The following is a 25988-nucleotide window of genomic DNA, read 5'->3' as shown; positions in this document are numbered from 1 at the left end:
CTACATTATAGGTGGTGATTATCAATCCAATAAACTCATGACATCATCTTCAGACAATTTCACTTCATTTTCATGATCAATACTCAGAATAGATTTGGCAAGATCAGCTTTATTTTTCTGTAATGCTAAAATCTTTTCTTCAATACTTTGGTTGGTAATCAACTTATAAACAAATACAGGTTTATCTTGACCGATACGCCATGCACGATCAGACGCTTGATCTTCAGCCGCTGGGTTCCACCAAGGATCATAATGAATCACTGTATCAGCAGCAGTGAGATTAAGCCCAACACCGCCTGCCTTTAAGCTGATGAGGAAAACAGGAATATCGCCTGCTTGGAATGCGGTGATCACTTCATCACGTTTCTTGGTTTGTCCAGTAAGTTTTACATTTCGAATATTTAAGGCTTTTAAATGCTCCTCAATGAGTTGTAGCATCGTGGTGAATTGAGAGAAGATTAAAATTTTACGCCCTTCCTCAACCATATCTTGAACCATTTCTAATAAATGATCTAATTTTGCTGATTCAACATTTTGATTCTTGACTTGATCAAGTTGTAAAAGGCTTGGATGACAGCAAACTTGTCGAAGCTTAAGCAATGCACTTAAAATTTGAATCTGACTACGATGGAAGCCTTTCGCTGCAATCAACTCACGAATATTCTTTTGCATTGTTGCACGAACAGCTTCGTAGAGCTTAGATTGCTGTTCATTCATATCAATATTGACTTCAATCGTGGTTTTTTCAGGAAGCTCTTTCGCCACCTCTGTTTTTAAACGACGCAACATAAACGGTTTAATACGAGAAATGAGTTTGGTTTTGACCTGAAGATCTGCATGTTTCTCGATAGGATTGCGATATTTTTTATTAAACAGTTCCTGACTATATAAAAAACCAGGCATTAAGAAATGGAACAATGACCATAACTCACCCAAATGGTTTTCCATCGGTGTACCAGTTAAGCATAGACGATGTTTTGCTTTGATTTGTCGTACCACTTGAGAGGCTTTGGCACGTGGATTCTTAATGTTTTGCGCTTCATCCAAAATCAATAAATGATATTGATAGGGCAATAAAAATTCTTCATCACGGCCCAAAAGCGGGTAGGTACTCAACACAATATCTACGTTTTTAATCTCTTGAAAATGCTCGACTCGATCATGTCCTTGTAAGACCAAAACTTTTAATTCAGGGGTGAATTTCTCAGCTTCTTTACGCCAGTTATGCATTAAAGAGGTTGGTGCAATAATCAAGGCTGGGCGTTGATTTAATCGGCCTGCCTGCTTTTCTAATAGAATATGTGCAAGTGTTTGTGCTGTTTTACCGAGTCCCATATCATCGGCAAGGATACCGCCATGTTCAGTTTCACGTAAAAACTGTAGCCATGCTAAACCTTGTTGTTGATATGGACGTAGTTCGCCTTGGAAACCTTGTGGTGTGCTGATTTGATCTTGATAACTATTTTGAAGCTTTTCTGCAAACATTTTCAGGCGTTCGTTGGTACGCCAAGGTATGCCCAAATGATGCTGTAAATCTAAGAATTGAGCGGCATCGTATTGATCTAATGTTGCAGATTCAGGATGTCGTAAAATTTCTTTTAAATAGATCAGAATGGGCTTAATTTCTTGATTTCTAAGCGCCAGTTGTGTTTGAGCTTCTTTTAAATGAACAATTAAGAAGCTGTCACTGTCCATTTTTTCAATATAGTCATCTTCTAAAAGATGTGGATTATGCTGTATCGCATAGCCAAGAAGATCAATCAGGTTATAGGTGTTGCCATTCATATCCTGAATCGTCGCACCGACATTAAACCAGTCTTGTTTTTTTTCAGATTCATTTAATGAGAGTTGCAGGTTTTGTGTTGCACTTAAATTGAACTGACTATCTAGGGTATGTTCAACTTTCCAGCCGAGACCTTCGATTTTATTTTCAGGAACCAGCTGCTCAACCCAAGCCATGGGATCTGCATAAACAATTGAGTTTTCAGTGATGTCATCAAAAGCGGGGCGTTTGCTTTTTGGTAGCTTGCTAATCCGTTGCATGGATTTAACTGAATGAATTAATTCATCAATATGTTTCTTTTCAGCAACTAAATCGCGTTGTTGGCGAACCGCTTTTTCATCAATATTGATAATGAAACTGTCATCAGGGAAACCCGCTTTAATTCGTCCAGCTGAGTATTCAAATTCAATTTCAGCAATTGCATAATGATGCATATGACCAAGACGATCATATTGCGGATGTGTTCCAAAACGTAAAATAGGTGTGGGTTTGCCTTTTAATATTTCTATACTTTGTGTAAATGGCGCTTGAGGTAAATCTTCAAAAAGTGCATAGGGTTGAATCACTTGCTCAAATTCAGCCATTAATTCCACAGGCATTTGTGGCATATTTAGCAATTCTTCGATCATTTCACTAGAATATAAAGACTCAAGTACACCGACTTGGTTTTTAAAGGTATCGAGATAACTTAATGGATGAGAATGAATAATATAAATTTGTTCAGCATGGTCAGGTGGAATTTCTAGATGATTTTCATCAAAAAATTGTGCTTTAAGTTTCTCTGTTTGTTGTTCTGTACGTGTTTGCCAGTTGAATTCAATTTTATAAGCTTGATCAGACCATGTTAAAGGTAATCTTTGTACATCAAGTGCGTAACAAGCGCTACTTTGAATAGCCGTTCTTAGATGTTCTTGATAGATTCCTGAAATATCCCATGACGCTGGATAAAAATGAACATCGCTAAAATTTAGCTTAGCGAAAAAGTACAAATGACTAAAGATTTTCTTTTCTTCTTTGCTCACTTTAAGACGTTCATTTAATACATTGTCATAACTGGTGTAGAGCGCGGTATCTCTAATTTTTCCATCTTTGTTACGACGAACTTTAAAAACACTAAGTTGTAATTTGGCGGTGTTATTTTTTGGTTGGAAAATATAAATAAGTTGGTGCTGTACTGGCGTTTCAGTGCGTTGAACTTGTGCCAATTGTTGTTTAAATTGAGCGAGCCAAGCTTTTGCCGTGGTGTGGGTAGAACTATTTGTTGTGGTTTGAGCCTGGTCTAATGGGTTTAGTTTTTGACGTGCGGCTGGGTTGGAAAGCTGTTGATCATAAAAATAACGTGCAAGTGCAGCCGAATGCTTACAATCGTAACCAACAGGGCAACTACAGTCGGTATCCACAATTTTATTTGTTAAAGGATTATAGATAACAGCCGTTTCATAATAATCCGTTCCCTGAATTTGTGCTTCGATGACTAAATTATCCCGATCAGGGTAGACCTCTAAGGATTTTAGATCAATTTTTTTGACATAACTCAAGCTTCTTTGAATGGTTGCAGGGTTAAAACGTGATAAAAATTGATTCAATGTCGCCATTATTTATAGAGCTAAAAATTAAAAGGAAATTACTAACAGTGTAACGGATTTTTGATCATGAATCTGAAATTAATATATGAGTTTTGATCAAAAATGACATGTTTTTAAATACAAATTGATCGTTTCTGCAACTTTAAATTAAATAAAATCTGTCAGTATAAGTTTTTCAAAATAATGCTGGGAAGCAAATCAAGATGAAGCATAATCCAATTTACTATACAGATCAGCATTTTGCATTTGCAGATTCCATTCGAAAGTTTGTTCAAAAAGAATTAATGCCACATATCAATCAATGGGAAGAGGCAGAAACCTTTCCAAAAGAACTTTATAAAAAAGCCGCAGATATCGGCTTATTGGGGATAGGTTTTGACGAAAACTATGGGGGAATTCCAGAAACGGATGCTTTTCATGTGTTGTTGTCTTCGATTGAGTTAGCCAAAACCGGTTCAGGTGGTTTATGTGCTTCCTTATTGTCACATTCGATTGGCGCACCTCCAATCAATCATTTTGCTTCAGATGAGATTAAACAAACTGTACTGACTCAAATCTTGGCAGGCGAAAAAATTTCAGCGTTGGCGATTACTGAACCCACGGGTGGGTCTGATGTAGCAGCACTTAAAACCAAAGCTGTACGGGATGGTCAAGACTATATTGTCAGTGGCGAAAAAACCTTTATTACATCGGGCATTCGTGCTGATTATTATACCGTTGCGGTACGTACAGATCCTGATGCCAAAGGCCCGAATGGTATCTCGATGTTATTGATGGATGCTCATAGTGATGGCATAAGCAAATCAAAACTCGACAAAATGGGATGGTGGGCTTCGGATACGGCTCATCTCCATTTTGATCAAGTTCGTGTTCCTGCAAGCAATTTGTTGGGGGCAGAAAATATGGGTTTCCTTGTGATTATGAATAACTTCAATATGGAGCGTTTTTTTCTTGCTGCCAGTAGTTATGGTTTTGCATTAGCCTGTTATGAAGAAGCATTGGAATGGGCACAAGAACGTAAAACCTTTGGTAAACGTTTAGTTGATCATCAAGTAATTCGGCATAAATTAGTCGATATGGCGACTCGCTTAACCACTACACTTGCTTTGTTGGAGGATACTGCTTATCGCTTAGGGAAGCCTGAAATGCAGGGCAATGAGTTGATTGCGCAAATCTGTATGCTTAAAAATGTGGCCACTCAAACCATGCAGTTTTGTGCCGATGCAGCTGTACAAACTTTAGGGGGCATGGGCTTTATGCGAGGCACTAAGTCTGAACGGATTTACCGTGATGTTAAAGTCAATATGATTGGTGGTGGGGCGGAAGAAATTATGAAAGACCTCGCGAGTCGTCAATTGGGCTATTAGAATATCGAGAATGGATTAAACTAGAACTGTACACAATAAATCGCAATAAAAATAAGCAGGGAACAACAAGATATGGATCATTTGAATAACCCGATTTACTACACCGCTGAACATCGTGCATTTGCAAACAGTGTGAAGAAATTTGTTGAAAAAGAGATTTCTCCTTTTGTCAATGAATGGGATGAGGCTGAAACTTTTCCTCGTGCGCTTTATCAGAAGGCTGCTGCAATTGGTCTATTGGGTTTAGGCTTTGATGATGAGCATGGGGGAATCTCAGATGCAGATGCATTTCATGTGTTCTTAGCCGCAGTTGAAACAGCCAAAGCAGGCTCTGGTGGCGTACATATTTCTTTGATGATTCATACCATTGGTACACCACCAATTCATCATTTTGCTCAGCCACATATTCGTGACAAGGTGATGCCACAAATTATTTCAGGCGAAAAAATTTCTGCACTTGCGATTACCGAACCAAGCGGCGGTTCTGATGTTGCTGCATTACAAACCAAAGCAATCCGCGAAGGTGATTTTTATCTGGTGAGTGGTGAAAAAACCTTTATTACATCAGGTATGCGTGCAGATTATTATACGGTAGCGGTGAGAACCGATCCTGAAAATAAAGGTGCGAGTGGTATTTCGATGCTATTGGTTGATGCACATAGTGATGGCATCACTAAATCACCTTTAAAGAAAATGGGCTGGTGGGCATCGGATACTGCTCATTTGCATTTTGACCAAGTCAAAGTTCCTGTAGAAAATCTTCTTGGTGAAGAAAATGCTGGCTTTAAGGTCATTATGAAAAACTTCAATATGGAACGCTTTTGGTTGGCTTCTATGGCCTATGGTTATGCCTTGGTCTGTTATCAAGAGGCTTTAGAATGGTCTAAAGCGCGGAAGACTTTTGGAAAACGCTTAGTTGATCATCAAGTGGTACGACATAAGTTGGTTGATATGGCAACGCGTTTAACCACAACACGGGCATTATTGGAAGATACTGCTTATCGTATGGGGCAAGCTGAACTACAGGGCAGTGATTTAATTGCACAAATTTGTATGTCAAAGAATATCGCAACCCAAACCATGCAGTTCTGTGCAGATGCAGCAGTGCAGACTCTAGGTGGCATGGGCTTTATGCGAGGGACTAAATCCGAGCGTATTTATCGTGAAGTCAAAGTAAATATGATCGGTGGCGGTGCTGAAGAAATCATGAAAGATTTAATTGGTAAGCAGTTGGGGTTTTAATGACAAATTTTTAAGTGATAAAAACTTACAATGTTGGTTTTTGCTGAAAAAATAACCATGGTATGATATATACCAATGGTTATTATCAATTTAAGGAGTCCTTATGGAAGTAGCAAAGATTTTTCAATCAGGACGTAGCCAAGCTATTCGTTTACCTAAAGCATTTCGTTTTGAGGGTAAAGAAGTTGTGGTTAAACACTTTGGTAATGGTGTTTTGCTATTACCTTTAAATCATCCTTGGGAAATTATGCAAGAAGCTGTGTTTGAGTTTGAAGATAATTTTTTGTTTGAGCGGGAAGATCAAGGCATGCAAAGTCGAGAAGAATTATTGTGATTTACTTACTTGATACCAATATCTGTATTTATATTATTAACAACAAACCAGCACATGTATTTGAAAAATTTAAACAATATCAATTAGGTCAGCTGTCAATTTCAAGTATTAGTGCTTCGGAGTTGGCTTTTGGGGTAGAAAAGTCAGGGTCTCTGCGAAATAAAAATGCTTTGGATAAATTTTTAGCTCCTTTAGATGTTCTTTCCTATGATGAAAGTGCAATTTGGCATTATGCAAAATTAAGACAATCATTACAGTCTAAAGGACAAATGATTGGTAGCTTAGATATGTTAATCGCAGCACATGCGCTAGCATTAGATACTGTTTTGGTGACAAATAATATGAAAGAATTTGAACGAATTGATGGATTAAAATTAGAAAATTGGGTTTGAACGTTAATTTTTGAAAGAATTATCTACTTATTAAGTAAGTTGAATCATCTGTTCACCTCAAATTCCTATATTACGTTTGTATTACTTATGAATCGCCATTTCCAAAACGATTTCAGTCAGTTCATCTAAGCTCATTTTACCATTGGGATTATACCAAGTGACGGTCCACGCAATCGCACCGCCCAACAAACGGCGCCAAATAAAAGCATCATGCTGAATTTTACCAAGGTCGCGCAATTTCTCAATCACATCGAACCAGATATCCTCATAATCATTTCGCAGTTTAAGGAGTTCATCTTGTCGTTGTTTCGACAATGCAAACCATTCATAAACTAAAACAGCCATGGCTGAACCGGTATCTCCAGTAATCGAAATTAACTCAGCTTTGATCAAGTGTTTTAACTGTTGTTCAGCATCATCCGATTTTTGGATTGCATCAAGCATACGGGCATGATTGTAAATAATGGTTTCATGCATGACATTGGCAAGAATATCATCCTTGCTTTTAAAATGATGAAACAAGCTACCCGATTGAATTCCAATAAAATTTGCTAACTCACGAACTGTGGTTTTGGCATAACCTTGCTTATGAAATAAATAAGCAGCACCAAGTAATAAACGACCTTTAGGGCTGTCATCAAAACATGCGATTGGTTGGATATCATCGATTGAGTGAGCAATCATCGGATCATTTTTTCCATAAAGTTAAGCAAATTATTCATTGTTTAAAACGTGTTTTAGCACATTTGCCAATTCAGAATAACATTTTGCCCTTTACAAACCAAGCGCTTGCTTGGTAGATTGATGTATAAATTTTATTCAGAACAATGAAAACAAGATAGGTGTGAAAATGGAAGATCAGCGTATTGTGAAAATTGGATGTGCTTCAGGTTTCTGGGGGGACACCAATACCGCAGCATTTCAGTTGGTGCATTTGTCTGACATCAATTATTTGGTTTTTGATTACCTTTCAGAAATCACCATGTCTATCATGGCAAAAGCGATGATGACCAATCCAGAACATGGTTATGCTTTGGATTTTGTCAGTCGGGTGATGACACCGCTGCTTAAAAAAATCAGTGATAAAAAAATAAAAGTGATTAGCAATGCTGGTGGTGTCAATCCATTGGCATGTCGTGATGCCTTACAGAAAGTGCTTGAAGCACAAGGATTGGATTTAAAAATTGCAGTGGTATTAGGGGATGACCTAATGCCACAACAAGCCGAATTAAAAACACAAAATATTAAAGAGATGTTTAGTGGCGAAGATTTGCCTAGCCAATTAGCCAGTTGTAACGCATATCTAGGAGCTGTTCCAATTCGAGACGCACTTGATCAAGGTGCAGATATTGTCATCACTGGGCGAGTGGTGGATTCAGCTGTGGTGCTTGCACCTTTGTTGCATGAATATCAATGGTCCTTAGAGGATTATGACAAGCTGTCCCAAGGTGCTTTAGCAGGGCATATCATTGAGTGTGGTGCACAATGTACAGGTGGCAATTTCACCGATTGGCGCTTAGTACAAGGCTTTGACAATATGGGGTTTCCAATTGTTGAAGTGAAAGCAGATGCATCATTTATCGTGACTAAACCCAAAGGAACCGGTGGACTGATTTCGGTTGCAACTGTTGCTGAACAAGTTGTCTATGAAATTGGCAATCCGCAAGCGTATTTACTGCCCGATGTCACAGCAGATTTTAGCCAAGTGAAATTAGAACAGGTGGGTGAAGATCGAGTTTTAGTGATTGGCGCAAAAGGTAGAGCACCAACACAACAATATAAAGTCAGTGCAACCTATCCCGATTGTTATCGTGTCTTGGTGAGTTTTCTGATTGCAGGACGCGAAGCTCCTGAAAAAGCCCAAGTAATTGCAGATGCAATATTAACTAAGTGTGAGCGTGTTTTAGCATTACGTTCAGTTCCACCATTCTTAGAAAAATCAGTTGAAATATTGGGTATTGAAAGTACCTATGGCGCAAATGCGCAGCAGATCAATAGTCGAGAAGTGGTTGTCAAAATCGCTGTAAAGCACATGTTTAAAGAAGCATGTATGTTCTTTGCTTCTGAAATTGCCCAAGCATCTACCGGAATGGCACCTGCATTGGCTGGAATTGTTGGGGGGCGTCCCAAAGCTTCTCCTGTGATTAAGTTGTTCTCGTTTTTAGTGGATAAATCAAAACTAAGTGTTGCGATCGACATCAATGGTCAGCGTCAAAATATACAGATTCCATCAGGTTGCTCAGATCAATCTTTTGATGTTGTTGCAGTGGGTGAGGTTGCTCAATTTACGGGTCAGGAGATTGAAGTTCCTTTAGTTGAAGTTGCCCATGCTCGGAGTGGCGATAAAGGCAATCACAGCAATATTGGAGTGATCGCACGTCAGCCTGAATATCTACCTTGGATTCGTGCCAATTTGACTGAGGAAAAGGTCAAAGAATATATGCAGCATGTTTTAGATCCTGAAAAGTCTAAAGTGATTCGTTATGAAATCACAGGGTTTAATGCCTTAAATTTTATGCTGGAAAATGCCTTAGGTGGTGGAGGAATTGCCAGTTTACGTATTGATCCACAAGGTAAAGCTTTTGCACAACAGCTTTTAGATATGCCAGTCAAAATCCCAGCGAGTTTAAAGTCCTTCTAATCCTTGTTTACGAACGTGGGGCGAATTCCTCGCTTTTAAAAAGAGAGTTTAGAGCGAGATTTAAGCAAGTTAAAAGACAACAATTTGGATATAAAAATGCATTATCACTCAATATTTAGATCGGATGCTTTTCAGGACCAAGTCATCATTGTGACCGGTGGTGGTTCGGGTATAGGACGCTGTACTGCTCATGAACTGGCTGCTTTAGGGGCTCAAGTGGTGATTACAGGGCGGAAAATTGAAAAGCTGGAAAATGTCAGCAAAGAAATCATCGAAGATGGTGGCAAAGTTCATTTTATCGTTTGTGATAATCGCGAAGAACACAACGTGAAAGGGATGATTGCTGAAGTGATTGAAAAATTTGGCAGACTCGATGGCCTTGTCAATAACGCTGGCGGTCAGTTTCCCTCAAATTTAGAAGGCATTTCTGCCAATGGTTTTGATGCTGTGGTACGGAACAACCTACATTCAACTTTCTACTTAATGAAAGAAGCCTATAACCAATGGATGGCAAAACATGGTGGCAGTATTGTCAATATGGCAGCTGATATGTGGGGTGGCATGCCGGGGATGGGACACTCTGGTGCAGCCCGTGCTGGGGTAGATAATTTAACCAAAACAGCAGCGGTGGAGTGGGGCCGTTCTGGGGTACGTGTTAACTGTGTTGCACCTGGTTGGGTTGTTTCTTCAGGAATGGATAATTATACCGGTGATTTTGCCAAATTTATTATTCCAAGTTTGGCGGGGAATGTACCCCTGAAACGAATGGGCACCGAATCTGAAATTTCTTCTGCTATTTGTTATTTACTTTCAGAAGCAGCAGGTTTTATTTCTGGCATGACGATTCGTATTGATGGCGCTGCGTCTTTAGGCACTCGAATGTATCCATTGGCAGATGCTTCGAATAGCGAGTCGTTTAATGGCTTCCATCGTGCCTTTATTCCAGATGTATTAAAACAACAATTGAGTGATCAAACCAATAACCAGCAGACAGGAGAAAATTCATGACTGTTCTCCAATCCGAAATTGCAGTTGGCAGTGAGCAATTTGAACAGAACAAGCAGGCATTACTTGCTCAAATTGCCGAAGTGCGTGCAGTACAAAATAAGAATATTGAAAAATCTTATGCAGCCAAACCCAAATTTGACAAGAAAGGCAAAATTTTACCGCATGAACGTGTCCGTTTAGCTCTTGATGCTGATTCACCATTTGTTGAACTGTGTGGCTTGGTGGGTTATGCCATGCATGATGATAAAGATGGATCAGATGCTGGCGGTGGGATTATTTCAGGGATTGGTTTTGTCAGTGGTGTTCGTTGTCTGATTTCAGCAAGTAACAGTGCAATCAAAGGCGGAACAATGTCACCGATGGGGGTACAAAAAACCTTACGTTTGCAGGCGATTGCTTTTGAACAGAAATTACCGATGCTGACCCTTACCGAAAGTGGGGGTGCCAACTTAAATTACGCTGCTGAAGTATTTACTTATGGTGGAATGACCTTTGCCAATCAGGCACGACTGTCTGCCGCAGGTTTACCCCAAGTCTCCGTGGTACATGGCAATGCAACAGCCGGTGGAGCGTATCAACCGGGTTTATCTGATTATGTGATTGCAGTTCGTAAGCAAACTGAGATGTTACTTGCAGGGCCACCTTTACTGTTGGCGGCAACAGGAGAAGTGGCAACAGCAGAGGAACTCGGTGGCGCAGAGATGCATGCACAGGTTGCTGGAACAGCAGAGTTTTTAGCCGAGAATGATGCTGATGGGATTCGTATTGCCCGTGAAGTTTTTGAGCATCTTAACTGGAAAGAGCAAACTCAAAAGTTAAATTTAAGCTATAAAGAGCCACGTTATCCTGCCGAGGAGCTGTTAGGGATTATTCCTGCAAGTCCGAAGCAGCCTTTTGACATGAAAGATGTGATTGCACGAATTGTTGATGACTCTGAATTTTTTGAAGTAAAACAAGAATATGATGCATTGACCGTGTGTGGTTGGGCAAAAATTGGTGGATTACATATCGGAATTATTACCAACAATGGACCGATTACCCCACAAGGCGCCACCAAGGCTGCACAATTCATTCACCTCTGTGAACAGACCAAACGCCTCTTACTGTTTTTACATAACACCACCGGCTTTATGGTCGGAACTGATGCTGAACAGAACGGCATTATTAAGCATGGTTCGAAATTGATTCAGGCCGTTGCCAATACCACTGTACCGAAAATTTCGATCGTTGTAGCTGGTTCTTATGGCGCGGGCAATTACGCGATGTGTGGACGTCCATTATCACCGCAATTTATTTTTGCATGGCCAAACTCGCATGTGGCGGTGATGGGTTCAGCTCAGGCAGGCAAGGTATTACGTATCGTAGCGGAAGGAAAGCAAAAAGCTTCAGGGATGGAGCCTAACGAGCAGATGCTGGATTTCTTAGAGCAAAGTACAGCAGCAAAATTAGAACAGCAGTCAACCGCCTTATTTAATACGGCCATGTTGCATGATGATGGAATTATCGACCCGCGTGATACACGCAAAGTCCTGATCTTCTTACTAGAAACAATTTATGAGGCAGAACATCGCAAACTAAATCCAATACGATTTGGTGTATCGAGGCTTTAAAAGTCCTCGGCCTTTGCAAAACTCATCATTCCTCATCTTTTAAAAGTGGGGTGTTCTCCGCTTTATTAAAGCGAGTTAAAGAAGATTAAATTTAAGGAAAAAAACAATGAAATTTACAACAGAGCATGAAGCACTACGCCGTACTACACGTCAGTTTGTTGAGACTGAACTCAATCCTTATATTGCGACATGGGAAGCTGAAGGGCGATTTCCTATTCATGATGTGTTTAAAAAACTGTCGGATTTAGGTTTGCTGGGGATTTGTAAGCCTGAAGAAAATGGCGGATTAGGTTTAGATTATTCTTATAACCTTGTGGTTGCAGAAGAATTAGGGCGAGCCGCCTGTGGTGGCGTACCTTTGGCGATTGGTGTGCAAACGGATATGGCAACACCAGCCTTAGCGCGCTTTGGTAGTCAAGAATTACGAGATGAATTTTTAACACCTGCAATTGCGGGTGAATATGTTGCTTCGATTGCTGTATCGGAAGTACATGCAGGTTCAGATGTCGCAGCCATCAAAACCACCGCAAAAAAACAGGGTGATGATTATGTGATTAATGGCAGCAAAATGTGGATTACCAATTCCCTACAAGCTGACTTTTTTTGCTTATTGGCCAATACCTCTGATGATAAACCGCATGTCAATAAGTCCATGATTATTGTTCCTGCAAAATCCGCTGGCATCTCTTTCTCTGAACCGCTTAATAAATTGGGAATGCGTTCAACCACGACAGCAGAAGTCTATTTTGACAATGTTCGTGTACCACAACGCTACTTGGTGGGTGCAGAAGGTATGGGCTTTATGATGCAAATGATGCAGTTCCAAGAAGAACGAATGTGGGCGGCTGCCAATGCAATTGGTGGTTTGGAAAATGTGATTCAACAAACCATTCAATATACCAAAGAACGAAGCACCTTTGGACAACCATTGATTAACAACCAATATGTACATTTTCGTTTTGCGGAGTTGATGACCGAAGTGGAAGCTTTACGTGCCTTAACCTATCGTGCTTGTGAAATCCACATTGACGGCGGGAATGCAACAGAAATTGCCTCTATGGCAAAACTTAAAGCAGGTCGTTTGACGCGAGAAGTTGCAGACAGTTGCTTACAGTTCTGGGGTGGAAATGGTTTTATGTGGGATAACCCCGCTTCTCAGCTGTACCGTGATGGCCGTTTAGGTTCGATTGGTGGCGGTGCAGATGAAATTATGCTTGGAATTATTTGTAAGTTGATGGATATTCTTCCATCTAAACGTCAATAACAAGGAGAATAAATATGGCACTTTCGCAATCTCTAACAATACAACAATTTGATCGCAGTATTGAGCTTGAGCAAGAGGGCAGCATTTTAACCCTATGGCTCAATCGACCTGAGAGTCGCAATGCCATGAGTTTGAATATGGTCAAAGCGATTCAACAGGTGTTTAAAACGATTCAAGATGACATCTCCATTCGTGCAGTCATTTTACGTGGTAAAGATGGACATTTTTGCGCAGGCGGTGACATTAAAGATATGGCACAACTGCGTGGTGAGGCCACCAGTGTTGGTTCTAATCAGCCTTATGTTGATTTCAATCGTCAATTTGGACATATGCTGGAGCAGGTGGATCAAGCACCACAAACCGTTGTCGCAGTTTTAGAAGGTGCGGTATTGGGTGGTGGTTTTGGCTTGGCCTGTGTTTCAGATATTGCAATTAGTCTTGCCGATGCCAAATTTGGTTTACCTGAAACAGGATTAGGGGTTATTCCCGCCCAGATTGCCCCATTTGTGGTAAAGCGAATTGGCTTAACTCAAGCGCGCCGTTTGGCTTTACTTGGCGCACGTTTTGAGGGGCATACTGCATTGAAAGTTGGTGTTGTACATGAAGTGGTTGAGAATGAAAAAGCACTGGAAGTTTTATTGATCGAAACCATTCAGCAGATTAAACGTACTGCCCCACAAGCATCTCGTGTGACCAAAGCTTTATTGCACCGTACTTTAAATGAAGCTTTGACGCCTTTATTGGATGATGCCGCACAACAATTTGCCAATGCTGTGGGGGGCGAAGAAGGCATAGAAGGCACAATGGCCTTTATCCAAAAGCGTCATCCAAATTGGTTTGATGTATAAGTTTGACAATGCGGATCACTGATCTTGATTGAGATTGGTGTGATTCAACCAAGATAATCAAGTGAATATAAAACCAAAAATAGGGAAAACGAGAATGGCATTTTCAAAAATATTGGTGGCGAATCGTGGTGAAATTGCTGTTCGCGTGATGAAAACAGCAAAAGCAATGGGCTATCAGACCGTGGCTGTCTATTCAGATGCAGATCGTTATGCGCGTCATGTACAGCTTGCAGATGAGGCTGTATATATTGGTGCTTCAAAAGTTTCAGCGTCCTATTTATCTATTCAAAATATTATCGACGCATGTAAAAAAACGGGGGCTGATGCTGTTCATCCCGGTTATGGTTTCCTTTCTGAAAATACCGATTTTGCAGCAGCTTGTGCGAAAAATGGAATTACCTTTATTGGCCCACCTGCACCCGCAATTGAATTGATGGGCAGTAAACGCCTGTCAAAAATTGCCATGATTCAGGCGGGTGTACCGTGTGTGCCGGGCTATGAAGGTGATCAGCAAGATATAGAGTATTTAGAACAACAAGCCAATAAAATTGGTTATCCACTGATGGTCAAAGCTTCAGCAGGCGGTGGTGGGCGCGGTATGCGTCTGGTACAGCAATCTGCTGATATTGTTGAAGCCTTAAAAACAGCGCGCTCTGAAGCAGAAAATGCCTTTGGTTCAGGTGAGCTGATTCTTGAAAAAGCTGTGATTGCTCCACGCCATGTTGAGATACAGGTATTTGGCGATACCCACGGCAATTATGTGTATTTATTTGAGCGTGATTGTTCGATTCAGCGTCGTCATCAAAAAGTGGTTGAGGAAGCCCCATGTCCAGTGATGACCGAAAGCTTACGCCAAAAAATGGGTGAGGCTGCTGTTGCAGCAGCGAAATCATGTGATTATGTCGGTGCAGGAACGGTTGAGTTTCTATTGGATCAATCAGGTGAGTTTTATTTCCTCGAAATGAATACACGTTTGCAAGTTGAGCATCCAGTAACAGAGCTGATCACGGGTTTAGATCTAGTGGAATGGCAACTGCGTGTGGCCAATGGTGAAACCTTGCCCTTACAACAATCTGAATTGACCTTGTCAGGGCATGCGATAGAAGTTCGCTTATATGCAGAAGACCCACGCCAAGACTTCTTGCCACAGACAGGTCAAATACAGCGCTGGCAAGCTGCTGATTTACCCAATGTTCGAATTGATCATGGTTTGTTGCAACAGGATGAAATTAGTCCATTTTACGACCCAATGGTGGCAAAAGTCATTGCATATGGTCAAACCCGTCAGGATGCCATTCGGCTCTTGGCGCGTGCTGTAGATGATTGTGTATTGTTGGGGGTAAATAGTAATAAGCAGTTTTTAGTGAATTTACTTAGACACCCTATTATTGTCAAAGGCGACACCAATACTGCCTTTATTCAAGAGCACTTCCAAACAGATGCCAGCTTACATAAACAGGCTTTGGGCTTAGAACACCTAGCTGTTGCTGCGGCACTGTTGACCAATGCTTCTAGTCAAAGCAGTTGGAATACCGGAATTGCGTTATCTTTACCTTTAAAACTCAAGCATGATGATCAGTTATTACAGCTTTTGGTGAAACGTGATCAAAACCAAGTGAGCGTTGAAATTTGTGGGCAGACGCTTGGGATCAGCATTATTGAACAGCAAGCAGAAAAATTCATTTATGAGGTGGATGGTGTACGCCGTTCGATTGACTATGTCTTAGATGGAAATCAGCTGTATTTAGATGCGGTAAATGGCAATATCAGCATTGAAAATATCACCTATGCAGCACCTGAAACTTCCGATGTCGCAGGCGATGGTCACATTCGTGCACCAATGGATGGTGCGATTATCAATATCTTGGTAAATGCGGGTGATACCGTGACTAAAGGTCAAACTTTGTTGATTTTAGAAGCGATGAAGATTCAGCAACAGATTAAGTCTGATGTTGATGGAGTCGTGAATGAGATTATTGGGCAAGTTGGACAACAGGTAAAGAAACGTCAGTTGGTATTGAATATTCAGGCTTGATTGATCAGATTAAGCGTATTGTATAGGGACTTAAAAACTTCAATATTCTCGTGTATTGGAGTTTTTTTGATTGCTGAAAATAATAAAGCATGTACATGCTTGACAGCTTTTTAGTCTATTGTTATTTTTCGGCAATTCTTCTCAATATGCGATCCACATGCCGATTGATGATGGCTTTGTTTATCAGCCTCCTTTAGATCCACTTGACATTATTTTTGAAGATAATGACTTTGTTGCCATCAATAAACCCGCAGGGTTACTTTCAGTTCCGGGGCGTTTGCCTGAACATCACGACAGCGCTTATTTTCGAGTATTAGCAATATATCCAAATGCCAAGATTACCCATCGTTTGGATATGGCAACCTCGGGCATTCTGTTGTTCGCCAAACATCGTGATGCGGAAGTTGCAGCAAGTAAAATGTTTCAAGCGAGAACTGTTAAAAAAAATTATATTGCTTTGGTGCAAGGGCAAATCAATAGCAATGGTCGTGTGGATGTACCTTTGATTACCGATTGGGAAAATCGTCCACGCCAGATCGTGCATTTTGAGTTAGGTAAACCCGCTCAAACTTTATTTGAATCTGTAAGCTATGATGCAGAAAAGGATGTAAGTCGGGTGTTACTTACACCGATTACAGGACGTTCTCATCAATTACGGGTGCATATGCAATATATCGGGCATCCGATTATGCGCGATAAGCTTTATCATCCTACGCCGTTTAACACCGATTTAGCGCGTATGGCATTGCATGCAAGCTATTTGTCTTTTATGCAGCCTTTTAATAATCTACTGGTTGAGATTGTATCTGAGCCTGAGTTTTAGCATTTGGCTAAATCAAAAAAGCCTGCAAAATTGCAGGCTTTGCTCATAGAGAGGGGATTAAACTTGGTTGTTAACATCATCATGTTTTGTTTCACGAATGGCCAAGAATGCCAACAGTGAAAGAATGGATGCTGCTGTCAAGTAGTAACCCACCGCTTGTAAGCCATATTTGGTTGCAAGTTCAGTTGCGATCAGAGGTGCAAAAGATGCGCCCAAAATACCTGCCAAGTTAAAGGTTAATGCAGAGCCTGTATAACGTACAGAAATCGGGAAAATTTCAGACAAGACCGTACCAATTGGACCGTATGTCATTCCCATCAATGCTAAACCTACACATAAGAACAAGAACACAATCACGGTACTGCCTGACTCAAGCATGCTGGCAAATACTAAACCAAAAAGTGCAGAGGCAATACATACCCCAATAGAGGTTGCTTTACGCCCAAACTTCTCAGCAAATACAGCAGAAAGCGGAATAAAAGCAGCAAAACACAGTGTTGCGACCAGTTGCATCTCTAAGAATTCTGCACGTGAGTAACCCAGTTGTTTGGTTCCCCAGTTGAGTGCAAATACTGTTGTGAGATAGAACACCACGAATGTACACACCGCAGCAATTGTGCCGAGGAAGAGCATTTTATAATGTTTGGTCACAACTTCTTTAAATGGAACATTAACTTCTTTTTGTTTGTCTAATACTTTTTGGAACGCTGGGGTTTCATGCAATTTTAAGCGAATATATAAACCCACAATCACCAATGCAGCACTTGCAAGGAATGGAATACGCCAGCCCCATTGCATAAAGTCTGCTTCAGACATCAATGCGCCAAGACCAAGGAATGAACCCGTTGCCAAGATAAAACCGATCGGTGCGCCCAGTTGCGGGAACATTCCATACCAAGCACGTTTGCCTTCAGGCGCATTTTCAGTTGCAAGCAAGACTGCACCAGACCATTCACCACCAAGACCTAAGCCTTGACCTAAACGACAAAGTGCAAGTAATAGCGGTGCAACGATACCAATCTGTGCATAGGTTGGAAGTAGACCAATACACACTGTTGAAACACCCATGGTCAATAAAGCCGCGACGAGGGTTGCTTTACGACCAATACGATCACCTAAGTGACCAAAGATTGCTGCGCCAATAGGGCGGGCAATAAATGCGATGGCAAATGTTGCGAGTGATTGAATTGTTGCCGTCATCGGATCTGTACTTGCTGGGAAGAACAGATGCGGAAAAATAAGGACTGCAGCAGTTGCATAGATATAAAAATCGAAGAATTCGATTGTTGTACCCACAAGACTTGCGAAAAGAACGCGAGCCTTTGAATTTGTTTGAATTTCTGGAGTAGCAGTAGATAATGACGCCATGGTGAACCTTACACTTTTAAAAGTAAAACGAGTCTTTAAAGCGTAATCTTTTTAAAAAAGGCGTAATTTCTTAAAAAAACAACGAGATCAACCCAAATTCACTCCATCAGGGTCACTGAATTTTGAGTGTCTATGAATTAAATGACGTAAAGATAGATTGCAAGGAAATGTGATCCTGCACCGACCAAAACAAATATATGCCAAATAGCATGAGTGTATCTTACTCTTTTTAAGGCATAAAACAATGCGCCTATTGTATATGCTAAACCACCAATGACCAATAATTTTAATGCTTCTGGTTTTAAATACTGTTGCATATCATCCATTACAAGCACGGCAAGCCAACCCATGACCAAATAAGCAATCAGTGAAATTTTTTCAAAACGATGAATGAATATTAACTTGAATAGTGTTCCAATGGCTGCGATGACCCAAAGTGCAATCAATAAATAATGTGCTTTTGCTGTTGGGATGGCAATTGCCAAAAAGGGCGTATAGGTTCCCGCAATTAAATAATAAATCGCAGTATGATCCAGCTTTTTATACCATTGGCGTTTTTTTTCATCGACAGAAAAATGATAAATTGCTGAACTGGAAAACAGTAAAATCATGCTTAGACCATAGACAAGCAATCCAAAAAATTGCCATCCATGCAGATAGTTGCCTTTAATCAGCATCAAAACAGTCGCTATAGCAGCCAAAATTGCACCGAATGCATGACTCAACGCATTAATACGTTCTTCTTGTGGTGCATAGATGTGAATCAATTTATCTGTCGACATTGGATCTTATTATCCTAAAAATACAACTGTATAGTAATGGAGTTTTACCTTTAAAGTAAGACGTCTTAAAATAGGTAACTTAATTAATACGAGTTTTGATTATGTCCAATGTGGCAAGCTTATCTGTTCAGGAACAACAATTTTTTGATAGCGTACAGCAAGCTATTGATAATCAAAGCTTAGATCGTTTGATTTTAAGTCAGTATAAAGGAGAATTGGTTGATTTAGAGAAAATGACCTTTCGCGTCATTCAGCTACAGAATGAAACGGTGCTAAGCTGTCTATATCGTTATAAAACCAATGATATTACTAAAAACTATCCACTTACCTATGCGTTAACCACGATTCAGGGGCTGGCTGAGGATTGTAAACAAGCCAATTTATTTACCCATGAGGCTGAAACGCAGCTGAAGAAAAATAAAAAGAAAGCCTTGCTGACCGTCAGTAAAAATAAGCAGGATAAAACCGCTAAAAACCAACAACAAGGGCATGATCGTACAAAACATCGTTTTGTCGACCAAGAAAGTTATTTTCTCCAACCGCTCGGCATTACCGATGCCAATGCACAGATTATTCCAAGCATGGCACGTAAGTGGAAGCAGATTAACAAATTTGTTGAAATCTTTTCAGGTGCTTTGGTGCATATTCAACAGCCAGAGGCTTTAGCGCATGATGGAAAAACCAAAGAGCAGGCTTTAAAAATTGTCGATTTTGGTTCAGGAAAAGGCTATTTAACGTTTGCTTTATATGATTATTTGGCAAAACAACATCAAACTCCATTTGTAACGGGTGTTGAGCTGAATGACAAAATGGTGAAATTTTGCCAAGAGGTTGCGCAAAAGTCTGATTTTAATCAATTGGATTTTTTCCAAGGTGATGTGAGAACGTATCATCCATCCCATTTGGATATTATGATCGCCTTACATGCCTGTGATGTTGCAACAGATTTTGCGATACATACTGGTATTCGTTTAAACGCTCAAATGATTATGTGTGCACCTTGTTGCCATAAAGAATTACGCCCACAATTGAACAGTCCACAAGTGTTACAACCGATGTTGCAATTCGGTATTCATGCAGGACAACAAGCTGAAATGCTGACAGATACCATTCGAGCTCTGTTGCTGAAAGCGTATGGTTATGAAACCAAAGTCTTTGAATTTGTGGCATTAGAACATACCAGTAAAAACAAAATGATTTTGGCAACCAAGCGTAAAGATTTCACTGCACCTGATCAAACAGTCTTGGATCAAATTCGTGCTTTAAAAGAGATGTATGGGATTCAAAAACAATCCTTAGAATTATTATTGAATGATCAGTGGGACCAGCAAGACATTGGCGCTAAGTGCTAGCGCGTTGTGAGGAGAGAAAGCAGGTTTAACTGCTTTCTCTCTTGGTACTATTTAGATAAATTATTTTATTGCTGATTCATTTCATCAAGCTCAGCTTCGCTTGAGCCCGTGGTTTTTTGAGAGATCGTATCTGGAAAATATTGCGGATCATCCATTTCTGGAATCAATTGTTCACCCATTTTATGAATCAAGATGCTGGTTTTTAATGTTTCTGTTGGGGCTTTAATCAGTAGTTCTGTCAGAAAGTCTGTTGCTTTAGCTGCAAATTGCGCATCGCTTTCTTTGCTACCACGTTCAGGCATTTGAACATTGTCTAAATTAAGCACAGGGACTTTACAGGTTAACGGTACTTGAAAACTTTGACTATTTTCAATAATTTTACCATCCTGTTTACAGCTCTGATATGCAGCACTTTGAGCTTTCATTTGGCGTTCAAATGCTGGCGCAACAATTTTAAAATCGTTGGCATTAAATTGTTCTTTAAGTATTTCCTTCATCTTTTCAGATGCAGTGGCTTGTTTTTCGCCACTTTCATCGCGGTTTTTTTTAGCTTCAGCTTCTGAGATACCTGCAATTGCGGCACTCATTTTTAAATTAAGCTGATCTTGATTTGGGTCTTGAGAAAATAAGCCAATCATGCTTTTTGAGATAATGTTCACACGATCTAGCTCGGATGTTTTTGCATAAATACTTTGAGTCGTCAGTAAAATTGCGCTATAAATAAATACTTTAAATTTATGATTTAGAAACATAATTATTCTACAAGTTTAGTTAAGTTGGTGAAAGTGAACGCATTGTCACTGTGCATTACATGAGGGTCTGTTGACATTTCATAAATGGCTTGCGTTGTAGGTTAAAATTGAGCAGACAAGGCATGAAACGAAGAGAATAGCGAGACTATTTTCGAGTTTCATAACGTAGGCTGAGATAATTTTAGCCACAACCCTGAGCAAGAACAAAGCACTGCTTTGTTTGCAGCGCAAGGCGCAGCGGGGGACTAGCGTGTTTTTTGCCGCTACGTTGTTACGAACTACTCATTTAGAATAACTAAATTTCGTATTTCGTGCCTAGTATCACCTAAAAAACACACGTAGTCGCAAACGTAGACGAATTGTCAGCAGACCCTAACATAATTGCAAGAATGAAGGATCAATTTCTCAACCATTAGGATTTAAATAATGAGCCAATTTGTCATTCAATCTGGGCCGTGGAGTCAGCTTCAACATGATGCAAAACTGATTCGAAGTATGGTTTTTATCGAAGAGCAAAACATCAGTGAAGCAGATGAATGGGATGAGCAGGATGCTATTTCATTACATTTTGTTGTATATGCGCAAGATCAACCCATTGCTACAGCGCGGTTATTGGAAAATAACAGTATTGGTCGAGTTGCTGTGTTGCAACAATATCGAGGTGAGGGGATTGGTAAACTGCTCATGCAACATATTATTCAAGTTGCAAAACAGCAAAATAGAGCATTTCTTCAATTATCCGCTCAAGTTTATGCAACGCGCTTCTATGAAAACTTAGGCTTTCAGGTACAGGGTGAAGAATATTTAGATTGTGAGATTCCACATATTGATATGGGGTTAAGTTTAAAAAATGACTGAATTGAAATAAACCCACATTGAAATAAACCAAGATTGAAATAAACCAAGAGAATCGATTTGCCCATGCTCAGTATAAAAACCCCGTTAATTCAATCTTTAGTTTTAAGCCAACTGAATCAATGTCATGTGTGGTTAAAAATGGAAGCCTTACAACCATCGGCATCATTTAAACAACGAGGCATTAGCCATGCCTGTCAAAAATATTTTGAGCAGGGTGCTCAGCGTTTTATCAGTTCATCGGGTGGCAATGCAGGCTTAGCTGTTGCTTATACAGGTCGACAACTGGGTATTCCTGTGACCGTCGTGGTTCCTGAAACCACAGCACAACGTGCGAGAGAATTAATTGCCCAGCAAGGTGCAGAGGTTATTGTACATGGCGCTTCATGGACCGAAGCCAATGCTTTAGCGCAGTCCTTATTAACACAACATGATGTATTTATTCATCCTTTTGATCATCCACTGTTATGGGAAGGCATTATCCCGATGATTGATGAAGTCATTGCAGATGGCGTTACTCCAGATGCGGTGGTCTTATCTGTGGGTGGCGGAAGTTTACTTTCAGGTGTTGCAGCAGGATTAAAAAAACATGGTTTAGCCCATATTCCAATTTATGCGGTTGAAACAAAAGGTACAGCATCTTTACATGCTTCGATTGTCGCTAAACAACATGTTGAATTGGATCAAGTGAGTGGTATAGCAACAACACTGGCAGCAAAAAAAGTCTGTCAAAATGCATTTGAAGTGAGCCAAGAGCTTGAAGTTCGTAGTTTGGTTGTTTCAGATCAAGACACTGTAGATGCTTGTTTAAAATTTGTAGATGATCATCGTATTTTGGTTGAGCCAGCATGTGGTGCAACATTGTCGGTACTTTATGATCAGGCGATTCAATTTAAACCCGCTGATCAGGTCTTAGTGATTGTATGTGGTGGTGCAGGGATTACCCTAGAAACACTACAAGCATTTAATGGATAGATCGGATTGAATAGACAATCAATGATCATAATCTATTGATCCTTTAGCAAGTCTTTTCGATTTAGAGGATGGCGAGATGATTCAAGTTGTGCTTTTTGATTTAGATCAAACCTTACTTGATCGCACCTCCTCCCTAGAGGCTTTTTTAAATTGGCAGGTAAATTTCTTCGAGCTGGTTGCGATTCAACAGAAACCACAATTTATTCAGCGTTTTATTGAGTTGGATAATAATGGTTCTGTATGGAAAGATCAGGTGTATGCTCAACTTATTCAAGAGTTTCAAATATCCAGCTATTCGACACAAGCGCTATTAGAGAATTATATTCAAGACTTTAATAAATTTTGTCGAAGCTTTAGCGATGTTGATTTGGTTATTTATAGCTTGTTTAAGGCAAATTTTTCTCTTGGATTAATCTCTAATGGAAAGACGCCTTTTCAGGAAGATAATTTTAAAGCCTTAGGTTTAAGTGAGTATTTTTCGAGTGTGATTGTTTCAGAAGCTGTTGGACTGCGAAAGCCTCATCCAGAAATTTTCCAATTGGCATGTCAGCAGCTCGGTGTTATTCCTCAGCACTGCATTTTTGTTGGCGACAATGAGGTAGCAGACATTTGCGGTGCAAAAGCGTTGGGCATGAAAACGATCTTATTTGACCCTCAACAAAAAGTAACATCGACACAGGCCGATCATCGTGTAAAGTATTTTCAAGACATACTTAGTATTTTAAAAATAAAATGAAAAGATTATATAAGCACGGCATGGTAAAGTTTCAGGTTTTATTTTTATTTGGAGTTGTATCTCAATTCAGTGTATTTGCACAAGCCGAAACAGATAAACAACAACCGTTAGCCTATGAGTTGCAGGTAGAAACAAAGCCAAAAACTTATGATCCAGCGACACAGTCACGGATTCGGGTCTATCGAAAGGGTGCGACAAAAACTTTAATTCAACATTCATTTGATTGTGCAGGAAGAAAAGCTGGGATACGGGATTACTTAAGTGGAAATGGTGCATTATCTGCGCTAAAAGCGTATGCCAGAATCACCTTTAATATCGAAGAAGGGATGCCTCGTAGTGCGATTCAGAAAGAAGCTGAAAGCAATGCTATGCGAACTTACCAACTGATTTCTTATAAAGAGTTTATTTTAAATGCCGACCAACCTGTGAATTTATATGGTTTTGTATTTGGAGCGACTGATTCATCTCGGACAAAAGCACAAGTTTTTGATCAATGTGTGGATGCTGTTGCTTCGTTCAGACCACAGGCTGGACACGATTATGAAATTTTAGGTAAATATCAAAATAACCAATGCCAATTTCAAGTATTTGATCTAAAAACCAATCAAGAAGTGACTGTGTCTGACAAGCTTTATGCATGCCCTGAAAAGTCATGGAAATTTTGGAAAAGGGATCAGTAAATGAAAAGTGCAATACTTGGTATTTTTTTGATGATGGGTCTTATTGTACCCAATTTGACTTGGGCATCTTATCTGAACCATTGCCTATTAACGGTTAAAGTCTTAGAAGCGACTTCAACAATGACTATGGCAATCAATGGGCCACAAGGTGAGTTTGAAAAAAGTAAATTGACGATGTATATCAAAATATTAAAAGCTGAAAAGAATGGAAGAGCTGACAGTGGATGCCAATCACTGGTCAATCAACGCATGCGAATTACGATTGAACAGCCACCTTTGATCAGTTTAGTCAAAGGGCAAGTTGTACAAGTAGAAAGCATCACTCAGGATGCTTTTCCACAAGAAGGATATGTCACGCAATACAAGCTAAAAAACTAGTCTGTTGGGAATTTCGCTTTTAGCCTTTGTGTGCGTTACTCCAGTCTTCTATGGCTTTTTGTCCGCTTTCTAAGCCAACTTCATAGGTATATTGCAATTTGCGTTTATCTTTACATAAACGGCCTGCTAACTTTTTATTGTCAGGTGGGCAGACTTCCAAAATGCTTTGTTGCGTATTTTGGCGGATAAAATCGACAGTTTGGTTATAACGAGTACAGCGGTTTTTCAGACTATCTGCAAAGCCAGTATGTTGATTAAGCAAATATTTTGCCAAGAATTGATCGGCTTTACTGCTGGCTTTAAAGTAATTTTGTGTACGGGTACGAATCACCAAGAGATTTTGAATATTTGCTTGTTGCGCTGCCCATTGAACAGGGAGAGCATCTGCGACACCGCCATCAAAATAAGGCTCTCCAAAAATTTCTACAGCCTGTCGTGTCAGATAGGGAATAGAACTAGAAGCACGTAATCCATCGATAATATTGTCTTTCCCAGCACGTAAATATTCAGGATAACCTGTACGAGCATGAGTCAAGACCATATAAAAGTCAGGATTTTGACTAAATATGGCCTGTTGATCTAGAGGATTCTCTTTCTCGACAATATCCCACATCCACTGCATATCCAATAAATCCCCACCTTTAAAAAAGCGAGCATAACGAATAAATTCAGGTCGAAGTGAATGGTCTAAATAGAGTTCGATATTGCGACCTTGTTGTCGAGCAAGGTAATTGGCGAGGTTTGTTGAACCAGAAGACACCCCAACAAAAAGATCAAAAGGGTTAAAATTTTGTTGTAGGAAAGCGTCAAGTACACCGCAGGTAAAAGCCCCACGCATACCACCACCTTCTACGACAAGCGCATTACGTGAATCATTGATCATAGATTGTTTAGTTTGCATGTTCTGGCTGAGCTGAGTTGTGTGGCATGTTTTTCATTTCATCATTCGACATTTGCTGCGTGTCATGTGGAGGTGCTGTATCGGTATTCTCAGTCTGAGGCGTCGCTATCTGCTTATTTTGCTGACTCGGCATATAATCTGGTTCATTGGTTACAGCCATATAGAAGAATACAAGGAATAAACAGCTAAAGATTGTTGCGAAAATTACTGCTTTAGATTTCCACAACGGTTTTTTGGGAGAGTTAACATCGTTCATAGGAAAATTCCTAAAAGAAT

24 protein-coding genes are annotated in these 25988 nt (G+C 40.0%); 17 read left to right on the top strand and 7 right to left on the bottom strand.

The window, feature by feature from the left end; genetic code table 11:
• Window positions 1-21: 21 nt before the first annotated feature.
• Complete coding sequence (locus ACZ5QH_RS19675) at window positions 22-3378, bottom strand: DEAD/DEAH box helicase (RefSeq protein ID WP_303577450.1); 3357 nt, start codon at window positions 3376-3378, stop codon at window positions 22-24.
• A gap of 194 nt (window positions 3379-3572) precedes the next feature.
• Here ACZ5QH_RS19675 and ACZ5QH_RS19670 point away from each other — a divergent pair, with 194 nt between their 5' ends.
• From ACZ5QH_RS19670 to vapC, 4 genes are all read left to right on the top strand, one after another.
• Entirely contained in the window at window positions 3573-4736 is a 1164-nt protein-coding gene (locus ACZ5QH_RS19670; RefSeq protein WP_270387047.1) for an acyl-CoA dehydrogenase family protein, read from the top strand.
• Window positions 4737-4808: 72 nt separating this feature from the next.
• Entirely contained in the window at window positions 4809-5978 is a 1170-nt protein-coding gene (locus ACZ5QH_RS19665) for an acyl-CoA dehydrogenase family protein (RefSeq protein ID WP_303577449.1), read from the top strand.
• Window positions 5979-6081: 103 nt separating this feature from the next.
• The gene (locus tag ACZ5QH_RS19660) at window positions 6082-6312 is read left to right on the top strand and encodes an antitoxin (protein ID WP_303577448.1); all 231 of its coding nucleotides are present in this window, start codon (window positions 6082-6084) and stop codon (window positions 6310-6312) included.
• Window positions 6309-6704, top strand: a complete 396-nt coding sequence (gene vapC / locus ACZ5QH_RS19655; protein WP_303577447.1) for a type II toxin-antitoxin system tRNA(fMet)-specific endonuclease VapC — start codon at window positions 6309-6311, stop codon at window positions 6702-6704. The genes ACZ5QH_RS19660 and vapC overlap by 4 nt, the downstream gene beginning before the upstream one ends.
• An 81-nt stretch (window positions 6705-6785) precedes the next feature.
• Here the strand turns inward: vapC and ACZ5QH_RS19650 are convergent, their stop codons facing one another.
• Window positions 6786-7388 carry a TetR/AcrR family transcriptional regulator gene (locus tag ACZ5QH_RS19650; RefSeq protein ID WP_105714472.1) on the bottom strand — a complete coding sequence of 201 codons (603 nt, stop codon included), beginning with the start codon at window positions 7386-7388 and terminating at the stop codon, window positions 6786-6788.
• Between the two features lie 166 nt (window positions 7389-7554).
• Between ACZ5QH_RS19650 and ACZ5QH_RS19645 the strand changes: the two genes are divergently transcribed.
• From ACZ5QH_RS19645 to ACZ5QH_RS19615, 7 genes are all read left to right on the top strand, one after another.
• Entirely contained in the window at window positions 7555-9345 is a 1791-nt protein-coding gene (locus ACZ5QH_RS19645) for an acyclic terpene utilization AtuA family protein (RefSeq protein ID WP_303577446.1), read from the top strand.
• A gap of 96 nt (window positions 9346-9441) precedes the next feature.
• On the top strand, window positions 9442-10353 hold the full coding sequence (locus ACZ5QH_RS19640) for an SDR family oxidoreductase (RefSeq protein WP_303577445.1): 912 nt from the start codon (window positions 9442-9444) through the stop codon (window positions 10351-10353).
• Entirely contained in the window at window positions 10350-11963 is a 1614-nt protein-coding gene (locus ACZ5QH_RS19635) for an acyl-CoA carboxylase subunit beta (protein WP_303577444.1), read from the top strand. The genes ACZ5QH_RS19640 and ACZ5QH_RS19635 overlap by 4 nt, the downstream gene beginning before the upstream one ends.
• Window positions 11964-12069: 106 nt before the next feature.
• The gene (locus tag ACZ5QH_RS19630; protein WP_303577443.1) at window positions 12070-13227 is read left to right on the top strand and encodes an acyl-CoA dehydrogenase family protein; all 1158 of its coding nucleotides are present in this window, start codon (window positions 12070-12072) and stop codon (window positions 13225-13227) included.
• 14 nt (window positions 13228-13241) lie between these two features.
• The gene (locus ACZ5QH_RS19625) at window positions 13242-14075 is read left to right on the top strand and encodes an enoyl-CoA hydratase/isomerase family protein (RefSeq protein WP_244014075.1); all 834 of its coding nucleotides are present in this window, start codon (window positions 13242-13244) and stop codon (window positions 14073-14075) included.
• 94 nt (window positions 14076-14169) lie between these two features.
• Window positions 14170-16110, top strand: coding sequence for an acetyl-CoA carboxylase biotin carboxylase subunit (locus ACZ5QH_RS19620; protein ID WP_303577442.1), 1941 nt, complete (start codon window positions 14170-14172; stop codon window positions 16108-16110).
• A 157-nt stretch (window positions 16111-16267) separates the two neighbouring features.
• Window positions 16268-16933, top strand: a complete 666-nt coding sequence (locus ACZ5QH_RS19615; protein WP_004724105.1) for an RluA family pseudouridine synthase — start codon at window positions 16268-16270, stop codon at window positions 16931-16933.
• A gap of 57 nt (window positions 16934-16990) precedes the next feature.
• Here the strand turns inward: ACZ5QH_RS19615 and ACZ5QH_RS19610 are convergent, their stop codons facing one another.
• On the bottom strand, window positions 16991-18301 hold the full coding sequence (locus ACZ5QH_RS19610; protein WP_004724104.1) for an MFS transporter: 1311 nt from the start codon (window positions 18299-18301) through the stop codon (window positions 16991-16993).
• Window positions 18302-18438: 137 nt separating this feature from the next.
• Window positions 18439-19083 carry a PAQR family membrane homeostasis protein TrhA gene (gene trhA, locus ACZ5QH_RS19605; protein WP_151957606.1) on the bottom strand — a complete coding sequence of 215 codons (645 nt, stop codon included), beginning with the start codon at window positions 19081-19083 and terminating at the stop codon, window positions 18439-18441.
• A 101-nt stretch (window positions 19084-19184) separates the two neighbouring features.
• Between trhA and ACZ5QH_RS19600 the strand changes: the two genes are divergently transcribed.
• Window positions 19185-20435: a class I SAM-dependent methyltransferase gene (locus ACZ5QH_RS19600; RefSeq protein WP_303577441.1), complete on the top strand. Its 1251-nt coding sequence runs from the start codon at window positions 19185-19187 to the stop codon at window positions 20433-20435.
• A gap of 65 nt (window positions 20436-20500) precedes the next feature.
• Here ACZ5QH_RS19600 and ACZ5QH_RS19595 read toward each other — a convergent pair whose 3' ends face one another.
• A complete protein-coding gene (locus ACZ5QH_RS19595) occupies window positions 20501-21187 on the bottom strand; it encodes a hypothetical protein (protein ID WP_004817859.1) in 687 nt (228 codons plus the stop codon).
• Between the two features lie 426 nt (window positions 21188-21613).
• On the opposite strand from ACZ5QH_RS19595, the gene ACZ5QH_RS19590 reads away from it, so the two are divergent.
• The 5 genes from ACZ5QH_RS19590 to ACZ5QH_RS19570 all read left to right on the top strand — a co-directional run bounded on the left by ACZ5QH_RS19590 (window position 21614) and on the right by ACZ5QH_RS19570 (window position 24811).
• The gene (locus ACZ5QH_RS19590) at window positions 21614-22045 is read left to right on the top strand and encodes a GNAT family N-acetyltransferase (protein WP_303577439.1); all 432 of its coding nucleotides are present in this window, start codon (window positions 21614-21616) and stop codon (window positions 22043-22045) included.
• 63 nt (window positions 22046-22108) lie between these two features.
• On the top strand, window positions 22109-23017 hold the full coding sequence (locus ACZ5QH_RS19585) for a pyridoxal-phosphate dependent enzyme (protein ID WP_303577438.1): 909 nt from the start codon (window positions 22109-22111) through the stop codon (window positions 23015-23017).
• A gap of 76 nt (window positions 23018-23093) precedes the next feature.
• Entirely contained in the window at window positions 23094-23753 is a 660-nt protein-coding gene (locus ACZ5QH_RS19580) for an HAD family hydrolase (protein ID WP_303577437.1), read from the top strand.
• Window positions 23750-24433: a hypothetical protein gene (locus tag ACZ5QH_RS19575; RefSeq protein ID WP_056515721.1), complete on the top strand. Its 684-nt coding sequence runs from the start codon at window positions 23750-23752 to the stop codon at window positions 24431-24433. The genes ACZ5QH_RS19580 and ACZ5QH_RS19575 overlap by 4 nt, the downstream gene beginning before the upstream one ends.
• Complete coding sequence (locus tag ACZ5QH_RS19570) at window positions 24434-24811, top strand: hypothetical protein (RefSeq protein WP_151957599.1); 378 nt, start codon at window positions 24434-24436, stop codon at window positions 24809-24811.
• Window positions 24812-24830: 19 nt separating this feature from the next.
• Here ACZ5QH_RS19570 and ACZ5QH_RS19565 read toward each other — a convergent pair whose 3' ends face one another.
• On the bottom strand, window positions 24831-25694 hold the full coding sequence (locus tag ACZ5QH_RS19565; RefSeq protein WP_303577452.1) for a patatin-like phospholipase family protein: 864 nt from the start codon (window positions 25692-25694) through the stop codon (window positions 24831-24833).
• Window positions 25695-25701: 7 nt separating this feature from the next.
• The gene (locus ACZ5QH_RS19560) at window positions 25702-25968 is read right to left on the bottom strand and encodes a hypothetical protein (protein ID WP_004724087.1); all 267 of its coding nucleotides are present in this window, start codon (window positions 25966-25968) and stop codon (window positions 25702-25704) included.
• Between the last annotated feature and the right edge of the window lie 20 nt (window positions 25969-25988).

Source organism: Acinetobacter sp. Ac8 (genome assembly GCF_055392545.1).
The sequence above is the reverse complement of the archived record's forward strand: the minus strand, read 5'-3'. Positions and strand labels throughout refer to the sequence as shown.